General features: G+C 54.1%; 18 protein-coding genes. 14 read left to right on the forward strand and 4 right to left on the reverse strand.

The features are described 5' to 3' along the window. The first annotated feature begins 255 nt into the window (after nucleotides 1–255). Complete coding sequence (gene putA, locus C5523_RS17385; protein WP_108701625.1) at nucleotides 256–4,218, forward strand: trifunctional transcriptional regulator/proline dehydrogenase/L-glutamate gamma-semialdehyde dehydrogenase; 3,963 nt, start codon at nucleotides 256–258, stop codon at nucleotides 4,216–4,218. Between the two features lie 117 nt (nucleotides 4,219–4,335). Then, nucleotides 4,336–4,731, forward strand: a complete 396-nt coding sequence (locus C5523_RS17390; protein ID WP_039078656.1) for a lysozyme inhibitor LprI family protein — start codon at nucleotides 4,336–4,338, stop codon at nucleotides 4,729–4,731. Here C5523_RS17390 and rutR read toward each other — a convergent pair. After that, nucleotides 4,728–5,366: an HTH-type transcriptional regulator RutR gene (rutR, locus tag C5523_RS17395; protein WP_071194644.1), complete on the reverse strand. Its 639-nt coding sequence runs from the start codon at nucleotides 5,364–5,366 to the stop codon at nucleotides 4,728–4,730. The two genes, C5523_RS17390 and rutR, sit on opposite strands and share 4 nt — an antisense overlap. Nucleotides 5,367–5,644: 278 nt before the next feature. Between rutR and rutA the strand changes: the two genes are divergently transcribed. Genes rutA through rutF form a run of 6 tightly spaced genes read left to right on the forward strand, consistent with a single transcriptional unit; the run spans nucleotide 5,645 to nucleotide 9,724 of the window. Beyond that, complete coding sequence (gene rutA, locus C5523_RS17400; RefSeq protein ID WP_108702351.1) at nucleotides 5,645–6,736, forward strand: pyrimidine utilization protein A; 1,092 nt, start codon at nucleotides 5,645–5,647, stop codon at nucleotides 6,734–6,736. After that, the gene (gene rutB, locus C5523_RS17405) at nucleotides 6,736–7,428 is read left to right on the forward strand and encodes a pyrimidine utilization protein B (protein ID WP_071194645.1); all 693 of its coding nucleotides are present in this window, start codon (nucleotides 6,736–6,738) and stop codon (nucleotides 7,426–7,428) included. Before rutA ends, rutB begins: the two co-directional genes overlap by 1 nt. Nucleotides 7,429–7,438: 10 nt before the next feature. Beyond that, nucleotides 7,439–7,825, forward strand: a complete 387-nt coding sequence (gene rutC, locus C5523_RS17410) for a pyrimidine utilization protein C (RefSeq protein ID WP_039078653.1) — start codon at nucleotides 7,439–7,441, stop codon at nucleotides 7,823–7,825. A gap of 7 nt (nucleotides 7,826–7,832) precedes the next feature. Then, nucleotides 7,833–8,636, forward strand: coding sequence for a pyrimidine utilization protein D (gene rutD / locus C5523_RS17415; protein WP_071194646.1), 804 nt, complete (start codon nucleotides 7,833–7,835; stop codon nucleotides 8,634–8,636). Beyond that, on the forward strand, nucleotides 8,633–9,223 hold the full coding sequence (locus C5523_RS17420) for a malonic semialdehyde reductase (protein WP_108701626.1): 591 nt from the start codon (nucleotides 8,633–8,635) through the stop codon (nucleotides 9,221–9,223). Before rutD ends, C5523_RS17420 begins: the two co-directional genes overlap by 4 nt. Nucleotides 9,224–9,232: 9 nt before the next feature. Beyond that, complete coding sequence (gene rutF, locus C5523_RS17425; protein ID WP_369944952.1) at nucleotides 9,233–9,724, forward strand: NADH-dependent FMN reductase RutF; 492 nt, start codon at nucleotides 9,233–9,235, stop codon at nucleotides 9,722–9,724. On the opposite strand, the gene C5523_RS17430 is transcribed toward rutF, so the two are convergent. Both C5523_RS17430 and C5523_RS17435 read right to left on the reverse strand, forming a co-directional pair. Next, nucleotides 9,725–10,645, reverse strand: a complete 921-nt coding sequence (locus C5523_RS17430; RefSeq protein WP_039078649.1) for a DMT family transporter — start codon at nucleotides 10,643–10,645, stop codon at nucleotides 9,725–9,727. Nucleotides 10,646–10,786: 141 nt separating this feature from the next. Then, on the reverse strand, nucleotides 10,787–10,960 hold the full coding sequence (locus C5523_RS17435; protein WP_071845896.1) for a general stress protein: 174 nt from the start codon (nucleotides 10,958–10,960) through the stop codon (nucleotides 10,787–10,789). 760 nt (nucleotides 10,961–11,720) lie between these two features. On the opposite strand from C5523_RS17435, the gene C5523_RS28025 reads away from it, so the two are divergent. The 5 genes from C5523_RS28025 to C5523_RS17460 all read left to right on the forward strand — a co-directional run bounded on the left by C5523_RS28025 (nucleotide 11,721) and on the right by C5523_RS17460 (nucleotide 15,336). Further along, nucleotides 11,721–12,293 carry a hypothetical protein gene (locus tag C5523_RS28025; RefSeq protein ID WP_039078648.1) on the forward strand — a complete coding sequence of 191 codons (573 nt, stop codon included), beginning with the start codon at nucleotides 11,721–11,723 and terminating at the stop codon, nucleotides 12,291–12,293. Between the two features lie 248 nt (nucleotides 12,294–12,541). Next, entirely contained in the window at nucleotides 12,542–13,045 is a 504-nt protein-coding gene (locus C5523_RS17445; RefSeq protein WP_052249232.1) for an AP2 domain-containing protein, read from the forward strand. 184 nt (nucleotides 13,046–13,229) lie between these two features. Next, nucleotides 13,230–14,108 carry a hypothetical protein gene (locus tag C5523_RS17450; protein WP_108701627.1) on the forward strand — a complete coding sequence of 293 codons (879 nt, stop codon included), beginning with the start codon at nucleotides 13,230–13,232 and terminating at the stop codon, nucleotides 14,106–14,108. A 383-nt stretch (nucleotides 14,109–14,491) separates the two neighbouring features. Then, on the forward strand, nucleotides 14,492–15,088 hold the full coding sequence (gene wrbA / locus C5523_RS17455) for an NAD(P)H:quinone oxidoreductase (protein ID WP_108701628.1): 597 nt from the start codon (nucleotides 14,492–14,494) through the stop codon (nucleotides 15,086–15,088). A 20-nt stretch (nucleotides 15,089–15,108) separates the two neighbouring features. Further along, nucleotides 15,109–15,336: a YccJ family protein gene (locus C5523_RS17460; protein WP_108701629.1), complete on the forward strand. Its 228-nt coding sequence runs from the start codon at nucleotides 15,109–15,111 to the stop codon at nucleotides 15,334–15,336. 33 nt (nucleotides 15,337–15,369) lie between these two features. Here the strand turns inward: C5523_RS17460 and agp are convergent, their stop codons facing one another. Then, nucleotides 15,370–16,611 (reverse strand): bifunctional glucose-1-phosphatase/inositol phosphatase, encoded by a 1,242-nt coding sequence (agp, locus tag C5523_RS17465; RefSeq protein WP_108701630.1) that lies wholly within the window; start codon nucleotides 16,609–16,611, stop codon nucleotides 15,370–15,372. Between the two features lie 152 nt (nucleotides 16,612–16,763). On the opposite strand from agp, the gene C5523_RS17470 reads away from it, so the two are divergent. Beyond that, nucleotides 16,764–17,225 (forward strand): helix-turn-helix domain-containing protein, encoded by a 462-nt coding sequence (locus C5523_RS17470; protein ID WP_039078643.1) that lies wholly within the window; start codon nucleotides 16,764–16,766, stop codon nucleotides 17,223–17,225. The last annotated feature ends 90 nt before the right edge of the window (nucleotides 17,226–17,315 follow it).

Below are 17,315 nucleotides of genomic sequence, written 5' to 3' on the forward strand. Positions count from 1 at the left end.
TAATTTCATCCCGAAACCGTCATTATTTTCCACCAGGTTGCACCATGTCACACTTTCAAAGGTTGCACCTTAAAAAAGTGTTATCTACCGCAAATTCACTCGCCTTTAACCGTAATTCAGTATGCCAATTCCAGTTACATACAATTAACTTATCGTTCAATATTGACCTTGTTAACCCAGTCACATTTAACAAGGTTGCACAAAGTTGCAACATGACGGATAGTCTGCACACAACAAAAATTGCAGGAGAAAAACATGGGTACCACCACCATGGGCGTTAAACTTGATGATGCGACGCGTGAGCGACTGAAAGCCGCTGCTGCATCGATTGACCGCACACCACACTGGCTGATTAAGCAGGCCATCTTTAGCTACCTGGAAAAACTCGAAAATAACGAAATAATTCCAGAATTGCCTGCGACCCATGCGGGTCAGTACACCGAAAGCGATGAAGCCGATAGCAGCGCTGATGAAAGTACCCAGCCTTTCCTCGAATTCGCCGAAAACATTTTGCCGCAGTCGGTTTCACGTGCCGCTATCACCGCCGCCTGGCGTCGCCCGGAAACGGATGCGGTTCCCATGCTGCTTGAGCAGGCGCGTCTTGCGCCGCCGATTGCCGAAAATACCCAGCAGTTAGCCAGCCAACTGGCGGCGAAGCTGCGTAACCAAAAGACCGCGTCCGGCCGGGCGGGTATGGTACAGAGTTTGTTGCAAGAATTTTCACTTTCTTCGCAAGAAGGGGTGGCCCTGATGTGCCTGGCAGAGGCGCTGTTGCGCATTCCTGATAAGGCCACCCGCGATGCGCTGATCCGCGACAAAATCAGCAATGGTAACTGGCAATCGCATATTGGCCGCAGCGCCTCGCTGTTCGTCAATGCCGCCACCTGGGGCCTGCTCTTTACCGGCAAACTGGTCTCTACCCACAACGAAGCCAGCCTGTCGCACTCGCTTAACCGCATTATCGGCAAGAGCGGCGAACCGCTGATCCGCAAAGGGGTGGACATGGCGATGCGCCTGATGGGCGAGCAGTTCGTCACCGGGGAAACCATTGCCGAAGCGCTGGCTAACGCCCGCAAACTGGAAGAAAAAGGGTTCCGCTACTCCTACGATATGCTGGGTGAGGCCGCGCTGACCGCTGCCGATGCAGAGGCCTACATGGTCTCTTACCAGCAGGCGATCCACGCGATTGGGAAAGCCTCTAATGGCCGCGGCATTTATGAAGGGCCGGGGATCTCCATTAAGCTCTCTGCGCTGCACCCGCGCTACAACCGCGCCCAGTACGACAGAATGATGGACGAGCTCTACCCGCGCCTGAAATCACTGGCGCTGCTTGCCTGCCAGTATGACATCGGCATCAATATCGACGCCGAAGAGGCCGACCGGCTGGAAATCTCTCTCGATCTACTGGAAAAGCTCTGTTTCGAACCAGAACTGGCGGGCTGGAACGGCATCGGTTTTGTGATTCAGGCCTACCAGAAACGCTGTCCGTTCGTCATTGATTACCTGACGGATCTGGCCTCACGTAGTCGCCGTCGTCTGATGATCCGTCTGGTGAAAGGCGCGTACTGGGATAGCGAGATCAAACGCGCGCAGATGGAAGGGCTGGAGGGGTATCCGGTCTATACGCGCAAAGTCTATACCGACGTCTCCTACCTGGCCTGCGCGAAAAAATTGCTCGCCGTGCCGAATTTGATTTACCCGCAGTTCGCCACCCACAACGCCCATACTCTGGCCGCTATCTATCAACTGGCGGGGCAAAACTACTATCCGGGTCAATACGAGTTCCAGTGTCTGCACGGCATGGGCGAGCCGCTCTACGAGCAGGTGGTCGGTAAAATCTCTGACGGCAAGCTGAACCGCCCTTGCCGCATCTACGCTCCGGTGGGCACCCACGAAACCTTGCTGGCTTATCTGGTGCGTCGCCTGCTGGAAAACGGCGCCAATACCTCCTTTGTGAACCGTATTGCCGATACATCGCTGCCGCTCGATGAACTGGTGGCCGACCCGGTGCTGGCGGTAGAGAAACTGGCGACACAAGAAGGCCATGTTGGCCTGCCGCATCCGAAAATCCCGCTGCCACGCTGGCTGTACGGACAGGGGCGTATCAACTCAGCAGGGCTGGATCTGGCCAATGAACATCGACTGGCCTCCCTCTCCTCTTCCCTGCTCAACAGCACGACACAGAAATGGCAGGCCAAACCGTTACTGGAAACCCCGGTAGCGGAAGGTGAAATGGAGCCCGTGCTCAACCCGGCAGAGCCGAAAGATGTTGTTGGCTATGTTCGGGAAGCCTCCGGCAGTGAAGTGGCGCGCGCGCTGGAAAGTGCGGTGAATAACGCGCCTATCTGGTTTGCCACACCGCCCCAGGAGCGCGCGGCGATCCTCGAACGTGCGGCGGTACTGATGGAAGATCAGATGCAGACACTGCTCGGCATCCTGGTACGCGAAGCAGGCAAAACATTCAGCAATGCGATTGCCGAAGTCCGTGAAGCGGTCGATTTCCTGCGCTATTACGCAGGCCAGGTACGGGAAGATTTTGCTAACGAAACCCACCGCCCGCTGGGTCCGGTGGTCTGTATCAGCCCGTGGAACTTCCCACTGGCGATTTTCACCGGGCAAATCGCGGCGGCGCTGGCGGCCGGTAACACCGTGCTGGCAAAACCGGCAGAGCAGACACCGCTGATTGCCGCACAGGGCGTCGCTATTCTGCGAGAAGCGGGCGTCCCGCCGGGCGTGCTGCAACTGCTACCAGGCCGGGGCGAAACCGTAGGCGCGCAGTTGACGTCAGATAACCGCGTACGCGGCGTGATGTTCACCGGTTCTACGGAAGTGGCAAGCCTGTTGCAACGCAATATTGCCACAAGACTGGATGCACAAGGGCGTCCGACGCCGCTTATCGCCGAAACAGGCGGGCTGAATGCAATGATTGTCGACTCTTCTGCGTTGACCGAGCAGGTGGTGGTCGATGTGCTCGCCTCGGCCTTTGATAGCGCCGGACAGCGCTGTTCGGCACTGCGCGTACTCTGCCTGCAGGAAGAGATTGCCGAACATACCCTCACCATGCTGCGCGGCGCGATGGCGGAATGTCGCATGGGGAATCCAGGACGCCTGACAACGGATATCGGTCCGGTGATTGACCGCGAAGCCAAAGAGAATATTGAGAAACATATTCAGGCAATGCGCGAGAAAGGTCGCCCGGTGTTCCAGACGGCCCATGAAAACACCCTTGATGCCCGTGAATGGCGAACCGGCACCTTTGTAATGCCAACGCTGATTGAGCTGGAGAGTGTGGACGAGCTGAAAAAAGAGGTCTTTGGTCCGGTGCTGCATGTGGTGCGCTACCGCCGCAACGATCTCGACAAACTGGTAAGTCAGATTAATGCCGCAGGTTATGGCCTGACGCTGGGTGTTCACACCCGCATTGATGAGACTATCGCTCAGGTGACCGGCAGCGCGCATGTCGGCAACCTGTACGTAAACCGCAACATGGTCGGCGCGGTCGTGGGCGTACAGCCCTTCGGCGGCGAGGGGCTATCTGGCACCGGGCCTAAAGCTGGCGGACCGCTGTACCTTTATCGCCTGCTCGCCAGCCGCCCGGAAACGGCCATCAAGCAGACGCTGTCGCGTCACGATGCCCGCTTCCCGCTTGATGCACAGCTTAAACCGAGCCTGATCCATCCGCTGGATGCGCTGACACAATGGGCAGAGGATAAACCGGCATTGCAGGCTATTTGCCAGCGGTTTGGCGAACTGGCCCAGACCGGGATCCAGCGCGTACTCCCCGGCCCTACCGGTGAACGCAATACCTGGACGCTGCTGCCCCGCGAGTCGGTTCTTTGCATGGCCGACAACGCAGAAGATAGCCTGACACAGCTTGCGGCAGCCCTCGCCAGCGGCTGTCGGGTATTGTGGCCAGATGATGAGCTTCACCGCACCCTGCATAACGCGTTACCAGAGAGTGTCAGCGCAAGGATCACGCTGGCCGCGCTCGATAACCTGCTTTCACAGCCATTTGATGCGGTTATCTATCACGGTGACTCCGATCAGCTACGCGAACTGTGCGGACATATCGCGACGCGCGATGGTGCCATCATCTCGGTACAGGGTTTTGCCCGTGGTGAGAGCAACATTTTGCTGGAGCGTTTATGGCTGGAGCGTTCGCTGAGTATCAACACCGCGGCCGCAGGCGGCAATGCCAGCCTGATGACCATCGGCTAAGGGCGCAAAACTCGCTGATAATGTACTGAATGTCGGGGCTACAATTCAGCGCGAAGCCGTAGTACCGTATGCCGGATATGCACAATGCTATCCGGCATTTTTTTATACGGAGAAAATATGAAACGTTTATTGATTGCAGGGGTGGTTTTGCTGGTCAGCGCCAGCGCACTGGCGGAGGACTGCGACAACGCTATCTCGCAGACAGAAATGAACATGTGTAGCGCCGATCAATACGACAAGGCGGACAAAAAGCTCAACCAGACCTGGCAGACGGCACTCAAACGCGCCACGCCACAACAGCGTGACTTACTGAAAAAAGCGCAGAAAAACTGGATTGCCCTGCGCGATGCCGACTGTGCGTTTATCGGCTCCGGCTCAGAACAAGGCAGCGCGCAGCCTATGGTCATCAACCAGTGCATGACCGATAAAACGAACGAGCGCGAAGCCTGGCTTTCATCTCTCCTGCAGTGCGGTGAGGGTGATCTGAGCTGCCCTTTCCCGACCGCCAACTAACGCACGCGGATGCCTTCGGTCACCATCCGCTGCACGTTTTCTACCGTGCGCTGAAAAAAGGCCTCATCCTGTAACGTTGTGCCGGTCACCGCCTCTACCTGAGTGGCGAAATCGGCATAATGCTGGGTTGAGGCCCAAATCATAAAAATAAGATGATGCGGGTCGACCGGTGCCAGTTTGCCGCTGGCTACCCAACCGGCAATAATGGCCGATTTCTCTTCCACCAGCGCTTTCAGCGATCCTTCCAGCTCTTCTTTCAGCACCGGCGCGCCTTGCAGCATCTCCATGCAGAACAACCGTGACGCCTGCGGATTATCACGCGAAACTTCAAGCTTTAAGCGGATGTACTCCCCAATCGCCACCAGCGGGGTCAGGTCCTCACGAAACGCTTTTAACGGCGCCAGCCAGATAGCAAGGATGTGGCGCAACACGGCAAGGTAGAGCGCTTCTTTGGAAGGGTAATAGTAGAGAAGATTGGTTTTTGACACCCCCGCTCGCTCCGCCACCTTTTCAATGCGCGTACCGTGAATGCCATACAGGGAAAAGGTCTCAAGCGCCGCAGCCAGAATGGCCTCTTTTTTCTCGTTCACCGCCTGCGTCCGCTTGCCCGCTTTTTTCGCCGTATCCTGCGCCATCTTTTTCTCCTTATTGATTTTTCTCAGCATATCAAATGGCGCGAGCCGACTCGACCCCTGCACAGCCATGGCGCAAGAGCGCCTGTTTTTTGTGCACTGTTTTTGACCATTTAGTCCACTTTTTTAATCTGCATTTCGTCAACTTTTGTTTAACACACTAATAACAATGCAGTTTTCAAAACTGGCATCTCCTTTGCTAAATCGTTGATGCGAGGCTCACAGGAGAGTGCAGGATGCAACGCCACGCCCGACGTTCAACCGACAACGCGAGGTACGAGATGAAAATTGGTGTTTTCGTTCCGATTGGCAACAACGGCTGGCTGATTTCCACCCATGCGCCGCAATACAAACCGACCTTTGAACTCAATAAGGCAATTGTGCAAAAGGCCGAGCATTATCACTTCGACTTTGCTCTGTCGATGATCAAGCTGCGGGGTTTTGGCGGCAAAACAGAATTCTGGGATCACAATCTGGAATCCTTCACCCTGATGGCCGGACTGGCTGCGGTGACATCGCGGATTCAGATCTACGCCACCGCCGCTACCTTAACGCTGCCGCCCGCCATCGTGGCGCGCATGGCCTCCACCATCGACTCCATTTCCGGCGGTCGTTTCGGCGTCAACCTGGTCACCGGCTGGCAAAAGCCGGAATACGACCAGATGGGCATCTGGCCCGGCGATGAGTACTTTTCACGCCGTTATGACTACCTGACCGAATATGTCCAGGTACTGCGCGATTTATGGGGCACCGGGAAAAGCGATTTCAAAGGTGAGTTTTTCACCATGAATGACTGTCGCGTCAGCCCGCAGCCGTCGCAGCCCATGAAAGTGATTTGCGCCGGGCAAAGCGATGCCGGGATGGCGTTTTCAGCGCAATACGCTGATTACAACTTCTGCTTCGGCAAAGGAGTCAACACCCCAACGGCATTTGCGCCTACCGCTGAAAGGATGCGCGAGGCGGCACAAAAAACCGGGCGCGACGTGGGCTCGTACGTGCTGTTTATGGTTATCACCGATGAAACCGATGAAGCCGCACGCGCTAAATGGGAACACTACAAGGCAGGCGCGGATGACGAAGCGCTGGCGTGGCTGACCGAGCAAAGCCAGAAAGATACCCGCTCCGGCAGCGATACCAACGTGCGCCAGATGGCTGACCCCACCTCCGCCGTCAATATCAATATGGGGACGCTGGTTGGCTCGTATGCCACCGTCGCGCGTCTGCTTGATGAGGTGGCAACTGTTCCCGGTACCGATGGCGTGCTGCTGACATTTGATGATTTTCTGACTGGCATTGAGGCCTTCGGTGAGCGTATCCAGCCACTGATGAACTGCCGCAGCCAGATCCCTGCCCCTACCCGTGAGGTCGCCTGATGATAACGCTTGACGCCCGTCCCGATTCGCTGCGCTTCGACCCGGCGCAGAGCGCGCTGATTGTGGTAGATATGCAAAACGCCTATGCCACAAAAGGGGGATACCTCGACCTGGCGGGGTTTGATGTCTCCGCCACCGCGCCGGTGATAGAGAAGATTCAGACCGCCGTTGCCGCCGCGCGCGAAGCGGGCATGCTCATTATCTGGTTTCAGAATGGCTGGGATGAGCAGTATGTGGAAGCCGGCGGTCCGGGCTCGCCGAACTGGCACAAGTCCAACGCGCTTAAGACCATGCGCAAACGTCCTGAGTTACAGGGCAAACTGCTGGCGAAAGGCGGTTGGGATTACCAGTTAGTGGATGAGCTGGTGCCGCAGGACGGCGATATTGTGCTGCCGAAGCCCCGCTACAGCGGCTTTTTCAACACCCCGCTGGACAGCATTTTGCGCAGCCGTGGCATCCGCCATCTGGTGTTTACCGGTATAGCCACCAATGTTTGCGTGGAGTCGACACTGCGCGACGGCTTTTTCCTCGAATATTTCGGCGTGGTTCTGGAAGACGCCACCCACCAGGCTGGCCCCGCTTTCGCACAACAGGCCGCGCTTTTTAACATCGAAACGTTCTTTGGCTGGGTCAGCGATGTCGGGACATTCTGCAACGCCCTTTCCCCTCAGCCTCGGGTCAAAATTGCATAAGGAGAACACCATGCCAAAACAGGTCATTATTCCTCCCGGAACCACCACCCCGATTGCGCCGTTTGTGCCAGGTACGCTGGCAGATGGCGTGGTCTATGTCTCCGGGACGCTACCCTTTGATAAGCAAAATAATGTGGTCTACCCCGGCGACCCAAAGGCGCAAACCCGTCACGTGCTGGAGACGATCCGCACCGTTATCGAAACGGCGGGCGGCTCGATGGAGGACGTGACGTTCAACAGTATTTTTATCACCGACTGGAAAAATTACGCCGCGATTAATGAAGTTTATGCGGAGTTCTTCCCCGGCGATAAACCCGCCCGTTTTTGTATCCAGTGCGGGTTGGTCAAGCCGGAGGCACTGGTCGAAATCGCCACCGTCGCGCATATCGCAAAGTGAGGTTTGCATGAAACTGATCCTCAGTGAACCGCCCTTTGCGGGCGCACCCGTGGTGGTGTTGATTGCCGGACTTGGCGGCAATGCCAGCTACTGGCTGGCGCAAACGGCGGCCCTGCAAACCCGGTATCAGGTGGTCAGCTACGATCAATGCGGCACCGGCAATAACCCGGCGACACTGCCGGATGGCTACCGTATCGCCGATATGGCCGCAGAACTGCTGAGCGCCCTGCAACAGGCGGGCATTGACCGTTTTTGCGTGGTTGGCCACGCGCTGGGAGCACTGGTCGGGTTACAAATGGCGCAGGATTACCCGCATAGCATCAGCGCGCTGGTCCTGGTCAATGGCTGGCTACAACTGAGCGATCACACCCGCCGCTGTTTTCACGTCCGCGAGCGCTTATTGCAGGCCGGCGGCGCACAGGCATGGATTGAGGCGCAGCCGCTGTTTCTTTACCCCGCTGACTGGCTGGAGGAGCACGCGCCGCGCATGGAGGCGGAGGAAGCCCTCGCCCTGGCCCATTTTCAGGGCGAGCATAACCTGCTGCGGCGCCTGAACGCCCTGAAACGCGCCGATTTTAGCGCCACGGCAGCGCAGATCCGCTGCCCTGTATTGATTATCTGTTCACGGGACGATCTGCTGGTGCCCTGGACCTGTTCGCAAACGCTACACGACGCGTTACCCCATAGTGAAATCCGGCTGATGGAACGCGGTGGGCACGCCTGTAATGTCACCGACAGTGACGCCTTTAATACCCTGTTACTCAGCGGGCTGGAAACCTTACTGCCCATTGCCGAAAAGGAGTTGTTATGAGTGAAGCCTTGAGCCAAAGCGCGCTGAATACCCTGTTTTATGACGCCCGCACCCACAACGGCTGGCAGGACAGACCGGTAAGCGATGCGACACTCGCCGAAATTTATGAACTGGTCAAAATGGGACCGACGTCAGCCAACTGTAGCCCGGCACGTTTTGTGTTTATCCGCAGCGAGGAAGGCAAAGAGCGGCTGCGTCCGGCATTATCGAGTGGGAATCTGGCCAAAACGCTCAGCGCGCCCGTGACCGCAATTGTCGCCTGGGACGCCGAATTCTATGAGCGACTGCCGGAACTCTTTCCTCATGGCGACGCGCGAAGCTGGTTTACGTCAAGCCCGCAACTGGCAGAAGAGACCGCGTTTCGTAACAGCAGCATGCAGGCCGCTTATCTTATCGCTGCCTGTCGGGCCTTAGGGCTGGATACCGGACCGATGTCCGGCTTCGACCGCGCGCTGGTGGATAAGACATTTTTCAGCGATACCCCCTGGCGCAGTAATCTACTGGTCAATATTGGTTATGGCGATGCCAGCAAGCTGTATGGCCGCCTGCCGCGACTGGCGTTCAACGACGCTTGCCAGCTTATTTGAGAGGTGATGATGGCGATTAATCAACAGACATTCCGCGACGCCATGGCCTGTGTAGGGGCAGCGGTCAATATTATCACCACCGATGGCGAAGCCGGCCAGGCGGGGTTTACCGCCAGTGCCGTGTGCAGCGTCACCGATTCACCGCCTACGCTTCTGGTCTGCCTGAATCGCGCGGCATCGGTCTGGCCGGTGTTTAATCATAACCGGGCGCTGTGCGTAAATACGCTGGCAGCAGGTCAGGAGGGACTGTCGAACTTATTTGGTGGGAAGACGGCGATGGCGGAGCGCTTTGCCGCAGCGCAATGGCAAACCGGTGAAACCGGCTGCCCACGGCTGGAGGGGGCGCTGGCCTCATTTGACTGCCATATCAATCAGGTGGTGAGTGTGGGGACGCACGATATTCTTTTTTGCGAGATTAAAGCTATCATCCACCACCCTGCCCCGGAGGGCCTGGTGTGGTTTAATCGTCATTACCATACGCTGATGCGCCCGGCCTGCTGATCAGGACTCCGGTTCAGCCGTCGTTTCCGGCGCTTTCATCGGCGCCGTTTTCTTTTTTAATTTCAGTTCGCTGACTAACACGCCGACGACAATAAACACGCCACCCAGAATAGCCAGAAGCGGCAAGCGTTCTCCCGCCATACGGCCAAATATACCCGCCCACACCGGTTCCCCGGTATAAATAACCGTAGCGCGGGTTGGCGAGACGCTGCGCTGTGCCCAGTTCATGGTGACCTGAATAATCGCGCTGAAAATGCCCAGCCCCGCTGCCAGCCCCAGTAGCGCAGGCGAGATATCCGGAAGGGATTCTCCGGCCGGCGCCATGGCCGCGAACGCCACCAGCGAAGCTGTCAGCAGTTGCACAACGGTGACGCGACGCACATCCACTTTCCCGGCCCAGGCGCTAATCAAAATGATCTCAGCGGCAATCGCCACCGCGCCCACCAGCGTAATGATTTCGCCTTTCCCCAACGCCAGCATGTTGCCGTCCGGCCCGGCCAACAAAATCAGACCAATAAAAGCGAGCAGAATGCCAATGCAGGACATCAGCCCCGGTATACGTCCCAGACATAACCACTGCAACAGCGGCACCAGCGGGACGTACATGGCAGTAATAAACGCCGATTTACTGCTGGGAATAGACTGTAGCCCCCAGGTTTGCAGGCTATAGCCCAGCGCAATCGCCACACCGATGGCGACACCGGCCTTAACTTCAAGCCAGGTGATACCTTTGAGGACATTAAAGGAGAGTAACGCCACCGCCAGCGCGGCCGTCGCGAAACGCAGGCCGACAAAAAAGAACGGGCCGCTCATTGTGACCGCATATTGCACAGCAAGGAATGTCCCACCCCAGAACATGGTGATGAGGATCAGGAGCGCTTCCTGGGGTTTAACGGAGAACTGGAATCGCGAGGTACGCATGTTACAAACCGGTTAACGGAAACCGCCTAGTTTGCGACCTGCGGCCAGTTTCTTCAACTCAAAAAAAACCGCCGGGCAAAACCCGGCGGCGAGCAGACGGCAACAGTCAAAAGGATTAACCGTTACCACAACACCTGAGTACTAGCTGCTGCGGCTACCGTGACTGCTTTTGCCCCCTTTCTTACCAGCTTCCGAGGCACGTTGTGGGTCATTTTTAAAATTACCCCCACTATGCTGGCCACCTTTACGACCTGCTTCTGATGCTCTTTCACGGTCTTCAGCGAAATTACCTGAACCACCACGATGGTTTGCCATTTCTGACCTCCGGTTGTGTGAAACATTAGACATCATACTGCATTCAGTAAAAGAGGATTCTTTCACCGCGCGGCGACACCAATGTACCGATGTCTTCGCCACGTGAAACTAAGCTTAGTAGAGCAAGGTTAATCAGCCAGTGAATCGTAATATCCTGCAACAGGAAATCGGGCAAATCGTTGATTTTTTAAGCAGCATAATGATAAGCCGCTCTTATGCTTTAAAAAAACGGCTGCGTTTAAAATGTGTCAAATTGCAACAGGCAAAGTATCTTTAATTAATGTGACAATAACCAACGATATACATCCCCTCCACTGTCTCCCGCAGATATAAACGCAATGCCACGCCAACCGATACTGTTCAGCCATCCAGAGCGTGGTACAGACAGCAAACGTTCAGGTGATACCGCAGACTAAGCACACCCTTTCAACTCAATGACTTAATCAAGACTTTAAATGACAATAAAATAAGCACCAAAAAGACTTGACCAAATAAAAGACAAGCCTAAAATGCACGACATAAAAAGACATACTAATGACTTTAAAAACGTAAAACTGCTTTCTCATGAGCAAACATTCAACTACCGATAAGCGCCATTTCGCTGACTTTCTTCGCGGCGCCAGTACTGAACGTAGCGCATGCTGAACGACTACAGACGCAGGCACTCCGTAATAGTGCTGCGACAAAGCCCTGGCGGATATCGCAACACAAAAATGAACACCGCCACCCTTTAATATGATTAGCAAGGTTATTGATTATAATGAATAAAAAGTTATTTTTACTTGTTCCGGTGGCCTTTCTGGCAGGATGCACAAGCGCTGCGCAACGTATGAATGATTGCGAGGCCCAGGGCATTTCACGCGATGCATGCTATGTCGCTGAACAGAACCGTCAAAACGGCATCAACGCCCAGGCGCAAGCGCAGGCGATGCGTAATGCTCAGGCGCTCTACCCTGTCGAACCGGCGGCGGGATATAAACATCATCATGATTCAACGCAATTCGCCCAGGCGGCACATAAAAACCGGGACACTATTTCCTGCGACGATCTGCGGCGTTTTATCGACGCAGGCATAGCCCTCACCCCCGGTCAGCAAAAACAGATCCCCAACTGCCATATCAATACCGCACCTGCGACTCGGACCGTTAAAGGATATGGCGTCACCGTCAGGATCGATGGTCAGCAAGTTTATATTGATGATAAACCCGCAGCGCGGGATGAACATGGCGAAACAAGTGATGTTTATTCTCAGGGGTTTTATCAGGTGGTGTTGTACAAATCGGGTAAGGTTGCCCTTCTGAAAAATCGTGTGGTTCAGGGATATTTGCATTAAATCGTTCCCTGTACCAGGAGGCTGCTTTTTTGCAGCCTTTTTATTTGTCGGAATGCGCAAAAAAATTTACCGGCATTTATCCATTCAGAGTATTGAAGAATGCGCGGCAAAACCAGAACCACAGTGACGAATCCCGCTTACGCCGAGTCACGTAAGACATTTAAAGCCTTTTGCGTCATCATCGCCATATTGGTTGTTCTGAGCTGGTTATCCTGACTTTATAGATGTCTGCTAACAGGGATGAATGTGTGAAACAGAAAATCGCGAATGAGATTGCAGCCTTCATTAAACTCAAACCGCTAATCCGATACGATGCTGAACAAGGCCGCGTATTTTGGGCCGTCAGCCCGGGTAAACGCGTAAAAATCGGCGATGAAATAGGCGTATTGGTACATAACGGCTATCGACGCTTTCGATTCCAGAAGAACCTATATCGCACGCATCGCCTGATATGGTGGCTGGAGAAAGGCGTATTACCTGATTTGATTGACCACTGTTGTGCAATATTAAATGAGCGTGGCGAAAGAGATAACCGGATAGCCAATCTGCGCGAGTCTACTGGCGCAGCCAGTCAGGCTTACCGCCAGCATCGAAAAAGAAACAAATTAGGTGTGAAAGGGGTAACTCAGCGAGGTTCTCGTTTTCGGGCGCATATTCAGGTTAATGGCAAATTAAAAGCGCTGGGCACCTTTGACACCATTGAGGAAGCAGCCAGCGCTTACAACGAAGCTGCCAGCCAAAAGTGGCAGTAAAAATGTGTAATGAAAAGACGTTTGTTTGAGTTCCATTGTGGTGACTTTCTTTAATCTTGGCTCATCACTTTTTTGTGGAAAACGAGACGTAATCTTTTTTCACAATTTCCAGGCTTACCCTTCACTGGTCGAAAAGTAACATCTTTGTTATAGTGGCCTGGTAAACCTACAAGGAACTTATAAAATGGCACATATCTTTCTTGAAATTTCGGGTATTGACCCAGGCTTAAAAACGCCAGCCGATCTTAGTCATGTTTTGCGTGATTCAAAAGAGACAACCTACTCAATCACCCCTGAGTTGGTTCACTGGATTAAAGGCGCCATTGCTTTTCGCGATGGTCAGTTAATGCCCGATTTCAAAAACTGCTGTTTTGCGTTTGGTGATGGTAAAGAGTTCATCGAATTTGATGGCAAAGGCAAGATTAAGCCCCCTCTCACGAAGACGCCTGACTGGTACCCGGAGCCAGGTGAGTTTATGCGTGAAACATGGCTTAAAAACAAAGAAATGCACGACCAGACGATTGTGCAGTTTATTAAAGAGTTCCTCGAAAGATTTACCGATGTCAACGAGCGAAGAGTTCACTGTGACCTGCTGTTTAATCTCCAACTGGGTACCATTAACACCACAACGCCGGCCGTTAACACTCAACCCCCCGCAAGTAGAATCGGCAATAAAAACAGGTTATCGACTCAGCCAAAAGTGCATGACCTTAATTCTTTTGAAATGTTCAGCCAGTTCTTTTCACATCTCTCGGATGCCGTCCTCGCTAATCAATTCCCGACCATGCAAGTGTTAATCGGCCAGGATGACATCAGTAAAGCACCGACGCCGCTTAAAGGGGCAACAAGAACCTGGTTTAAAGCGATTACGGGTGAGTTACCGCCGAACAATAAAAAAGTTGCGGCTGGTCACGCTGACGTTTTTTGCGCACCCATTCAAACCACCTTATTGCAAATCAAAGAGTACGGTCTCGAAAAATTCTATGCCGAGCTTTCACAAGCGATTCAGAAAGCAGGCGATCTCACCTTAGACAAGTTCGAATTTCAGATGCCTAAGCAGTAAAAAAGTCATCAAAAAGATTCCATCCATGACTTTACAATGACAAATAAATGATAGCTAATTGACTTGATAAACACTTTAAGTAGAATTAACACATCGAAACCGCAAAGGTGGGAAACCTGCGCGGTGGCGGTAAGTAAACTAACTTGACATTGTGTTCGCCCCTTCATCCCCCGGTGTTGGGGCTTTTTTATTTCCGGGAGCAGCATCGGCAAAGAATTAGGCAGCGTTTTAAATGCCGTTAACCGCAACCGCTACCCGCCCATGGGCAAATTGTTATCAATCAAGGAAATGACGTTCAAATTTGCACTCTGCCCACCAGGGCATACGCTTAAGAGAACGCGGCAAAATGCCGTCTGGTAACATCGAAACGAGGAGTGATGAAAATGGCTAAAGTGCTGGTGCTTTATTATTCCATGTATGGACACATCGAAACCATGGCCCATGCAATAGCAGAAGGTGCAGAGAAAGTGTCAGGCGCAGAGGTGGTTATCAAGCGTGTACCCGAAACCATGCCCGCAGAACTGTTTTTGAAAGCCGGCGGGAAAACACAGAATGCGCCAGTCGCCACACCGCAGGAGCTGGCCGAGTACGACGCCATTATCTTTGGTACCCCGACCCGCTTTGGCAATATGTCCGGCCAGATGCGCACTTTCCTTGACCAGACGGGCGGGCTGTGGGCCTCCGGCGCGCTTTACGGCAAACTGGCCAGCGTCTTTAGTTCTACGGGAACCGGCGGCGGCCAGGAGCACACCATTTCCTCCACATGGACTACGCTTGCACATCATGGCATGGTCATTGTGCCCATCGGTTACGCTACGCAAGAGCTATTTGATGTTTCTCAGGTACACGGTGGCACTCCCTACGGCGCAACGACCATCGCCGGGGGCGACGGTTCGCGTCAGCCAAGCCCCGAAGAACTGGCGATTGCCCGTTACCAGGGTGAATATGTTGCCGGTCTGGCAGTCAAACTGAACGGCTAAGCTTCCACAGGAGGAGATGAATGCCTAATCAAGATACAAAAGCCCATCACGTTGGGGAATGGGCCAGCTTACGCAACACCTCACCGGAAATTGCCGAAGCGATCTTCGAGGTTGCAGGTTACGACGAGGCGCTGGCCGAAAAAATTTGGGAAGAAGGCAGCGATGAGGTTCTGATTCGCGCCTTCGAAAAAACCGACAAAAATTCGCTCTTCTGGGGTGAACAAACGATTGAGCGTCAAAACGTTTGATAAGACTCTCCCCCGCCTGCGCGGGGGATTCTTTTATTTCGCCGCCGCGCTCACAACCGCATTGAATTTCTCCAGCGGACAAAATCCCTCACGGTCAATCGGACAGCCTTTCAGCGATAGCGTCACGCGTTGCGCCGGGGCTTTCAGGGTCAGCACCTCCGCATTACGCAACTGGATGCTGCTCTGGTAGACATACTCGATTTTCATCAACTCGCGTTTGCGCTCGCTGTCATACCAGCGCTGGAAGACGATCTTGCCGCCAATCGGTGTGCGTTCATACTGGTCATGAAGCTGATATGGCGCAAAATCAAGCGCGGTCAGCAGCGATGCGATGTTGGAATCATGGCCTACCAGCACGGTCACTTTCGGCGTGTTTGCCGCATCGGTCACTAGCGCTTTATCGATGTATTTCACCAGTGGTTTCGCCACATTGCGCGCCACATCAGGTGACGTAAACAGGGCATCCTGATAGCTATTTTTGATCTTCGAGAGCAAACGCCATTGCTGCTCGGTTTTGATCTCGCCCCACGCGACCTGATCCAACGGAAAGCCTTCGTAATACTGCAACGTGAAAGCATCTACCAGCGAATTGCCGATTTTCAGCGGCCCGGAAACCCCAGGCTCCTGTTGTACCGACGCGCTAAAGGTATCGGTGGCCGTCGCCAGTGAACAGTTCTGCTTCTCTTTACAAGAAGGTGACTGGTCATAGCGGACAATTTTTTCCAGCAATTTATAGCTTTCACCCAGCGCATCGCGCTGATGTTGCGCCTCCATCGCTTTAATCGCCTGCTCGCCAAACTCGGCGGATCCATCCGTTATAACCGGGTTAAATGTCGGGTCCATCGCCCCCATTTTTTCCTGATGGTGGACAGGAATATCGCACCCTGGAAACGCGCCGGTGATAAAGAATTGCGCGGTCGCGACCGTACGTTGCAGGCTGTTTGCATAGGCATAAACGGTTCCCGGCGCCGGGCATTCGCCAGAGGTCACCAGTTTTTGCCCGGCCAGCCACTCACGCATGTAGTGGCCCATATAGACCTCAAGCACGCCACCTTTGGTAGTCAATTGCCCGCCCGGAACTTCCCATTCCGGCCACTTGTTGGGGGTGGATTGTTCCAACACGCTACCGTTGTTCGCTAACGGCGCACGTAAGTTATGGCGGCTCATAATCAGCACTTGTTCAAGCTGATAACCCTGCGGAACAGTGTCTGCCTGCGCGGTTGTGGTGAACGGAAACAGCGCGGCAAGCGCGAGTGTCCATAGAGACTGTTTCATCCTGACTTCCTCATCCTGATAGTGGTGAACAGAAAGTGTGACACATTTGTAACGCTTTGCAGTGAATTAGGGCACAGAAGTGGCCTGCCACAACATCGCTTTCCCGCGGGGCTCAGTAGTTTTATAATAAAACCATTAACCGGAGAGTGAATATGAAACGTACCCGTCTTGAAGCCAGCACCTGCCCCGTCGCCCGTTCCCTGGATGTGGTTGGGGACTGGTGGTCGTTATTGATCGTGCGTGATGCGCTGCGTGGCATGACACGCTTCGGTGAATTTCAAAAAAGTCTGGGTATCGCCAAAAATATGCTCACCACGCGCCTTAAGTTGCTGGTCGATGAAGATATCCTGCAATTGCAGCCCGCCTCCGATGGCAGCGCGTGGCAGGAATATGTGTTGACCGCAAAAGGCCGCGCTCTGCAAACCGTGCTGGTTGCCCTGTCGCAATGGGGCAATGAGCATCTTTTTGCCGGGGATGAGCAGGGTACGGTGCTCGTTGATGCCCGGCACCGCCAGCCGTTGCAAAAATTACAACTGCTGGCAGAAGATGGCCGCGTCCTGCAACCCGACGAGATCGCGCCCCGCTATCCTGATATCGATAAATCAACGCGTTAATAACCCACGTCGCCGGATCGCACATTTTGCCACGCCAAATGGTTGCATTATAAAACCAAATATCTCATGCTGAATTTGGTTTCATTATAA

Source organism: Phytobacter sp. SCO41 (assembly GCF_003073275.1).
GTDB classification, from domain to species: Bacteria; Pseudomonadota; Gammaproteobacteria; order Enterobacterales; family Enterobacteriaceae; genus Phytobacter; species Phytobacter diazotrophicus.

Coding starts and splice junctions, on each gene's coding strand:
- C5523_RS17420 (WP_108701626.1), top strand. CDS start 8,633: ATGAGTGAAGCCTTGAGCCAAAGCGCGCTGAATACCCTGTTTTATGAC.
- C5523_RS17430 (WP_039078649.1), bottom strand. CDS start 10,645: ATGCGTACCTCGCGATTCCAGTTCTCCGTTAAACCCCAGGAAGCGCTC.
- C5523_RS17390 (WP_039078656.1), top strand. CDS start 4,336: ATGAAACGTTTATTGATTGCAGGGGTGGTTTTGCTGGTCAGCGCCAGC.
- rutB (WP_071194645.1), top strand. CDS start 6,736: ATGATAACGCTTGACGCCCGTCCCGATTCGCTGCGCTTCGACCCGGCG.
- agp (WP_108701630.1), bottom strand. CDS start 16,611: ATGAAACAGTCTCTATGGACACTCGCGCTTGCCGCGCTGTTTCCGTTC.
- C5523_RS28025 (WP_039078648.1), top strand. CDS start 11,721: ATGAATAAAAAGTTATTTTTACTTGTTCCGGTGGCCTTTCTGGCAGGA.
- rutR (WP_071194644.1), bottom strand. CDS start 5,366: ATGGCGCAGGATACGGCGAAAAAAGCGGGCAAGCGGACGCAGGCGGTG.
- rutA (WP_108702351.1), top strand. CDS start 5,645: ATGAAAATTGGTGTTTTCGTTCCGATTGGCAACAACGGCTGGCTGATT.
- putA (WP_108701625.1), top strand. CDS start 256: ATGGGTACCACCACCATGGGCGTTAAACTTGATGATGCGACGCGTGAG.
- C5523_RS17450 (WP_108701627.1), top strand. CDS start 13,230: ATGGCACATATCTTTCTTGAAATTTCGGGTATTGACCCAGGCTTAAAA.
- rutD (WP_071194646.1), top strand. CDS start 7,833: ATGAAACTGATCCTCAGTGAACCGCCCTTTGCGGGCGCACCCGTGGTG.
- rutF (WP_369944952.1), top strand. CDS start 9,233: ATGGCGATTAATCAACAGACATTCCGCGACGCCATGGCCTGTGTAGGG.
- C5523_RS17460 (WP_108701629.1), top strand. CDS start 15,109: ATGCCTAATCAAGATACAAAAGCCCATCACGTTGGGGAATGGGCCAGC.
- rutC (WP_039078653.1), top strand. CDS start 7,439: ATGCCAAAACAGGTCATTATTCCTCCCGGAACCACCACCCCGATTGCG.
- wrbA (WP_108701628.1), top strand. CDS start 14,492: ATGGCTAAAGTGCTGGTGCTTTATTATTCCATGTATGGACACATCGAA.
- C5523_RS17435 (WP_071845896.1), bottom strand. CDS start 10,960: ATGGCAAACCATCGTGGTGGTTCAGGTAATTTCGCTGAAGACCGTGAA.
- C5523_RS17470 (WP_039078643.1), top strand. CDS start 16,764: ATGAAACGTACCCGTCTTGAAGCCAGCACCTGCCCCGTCGCCCGTTCC.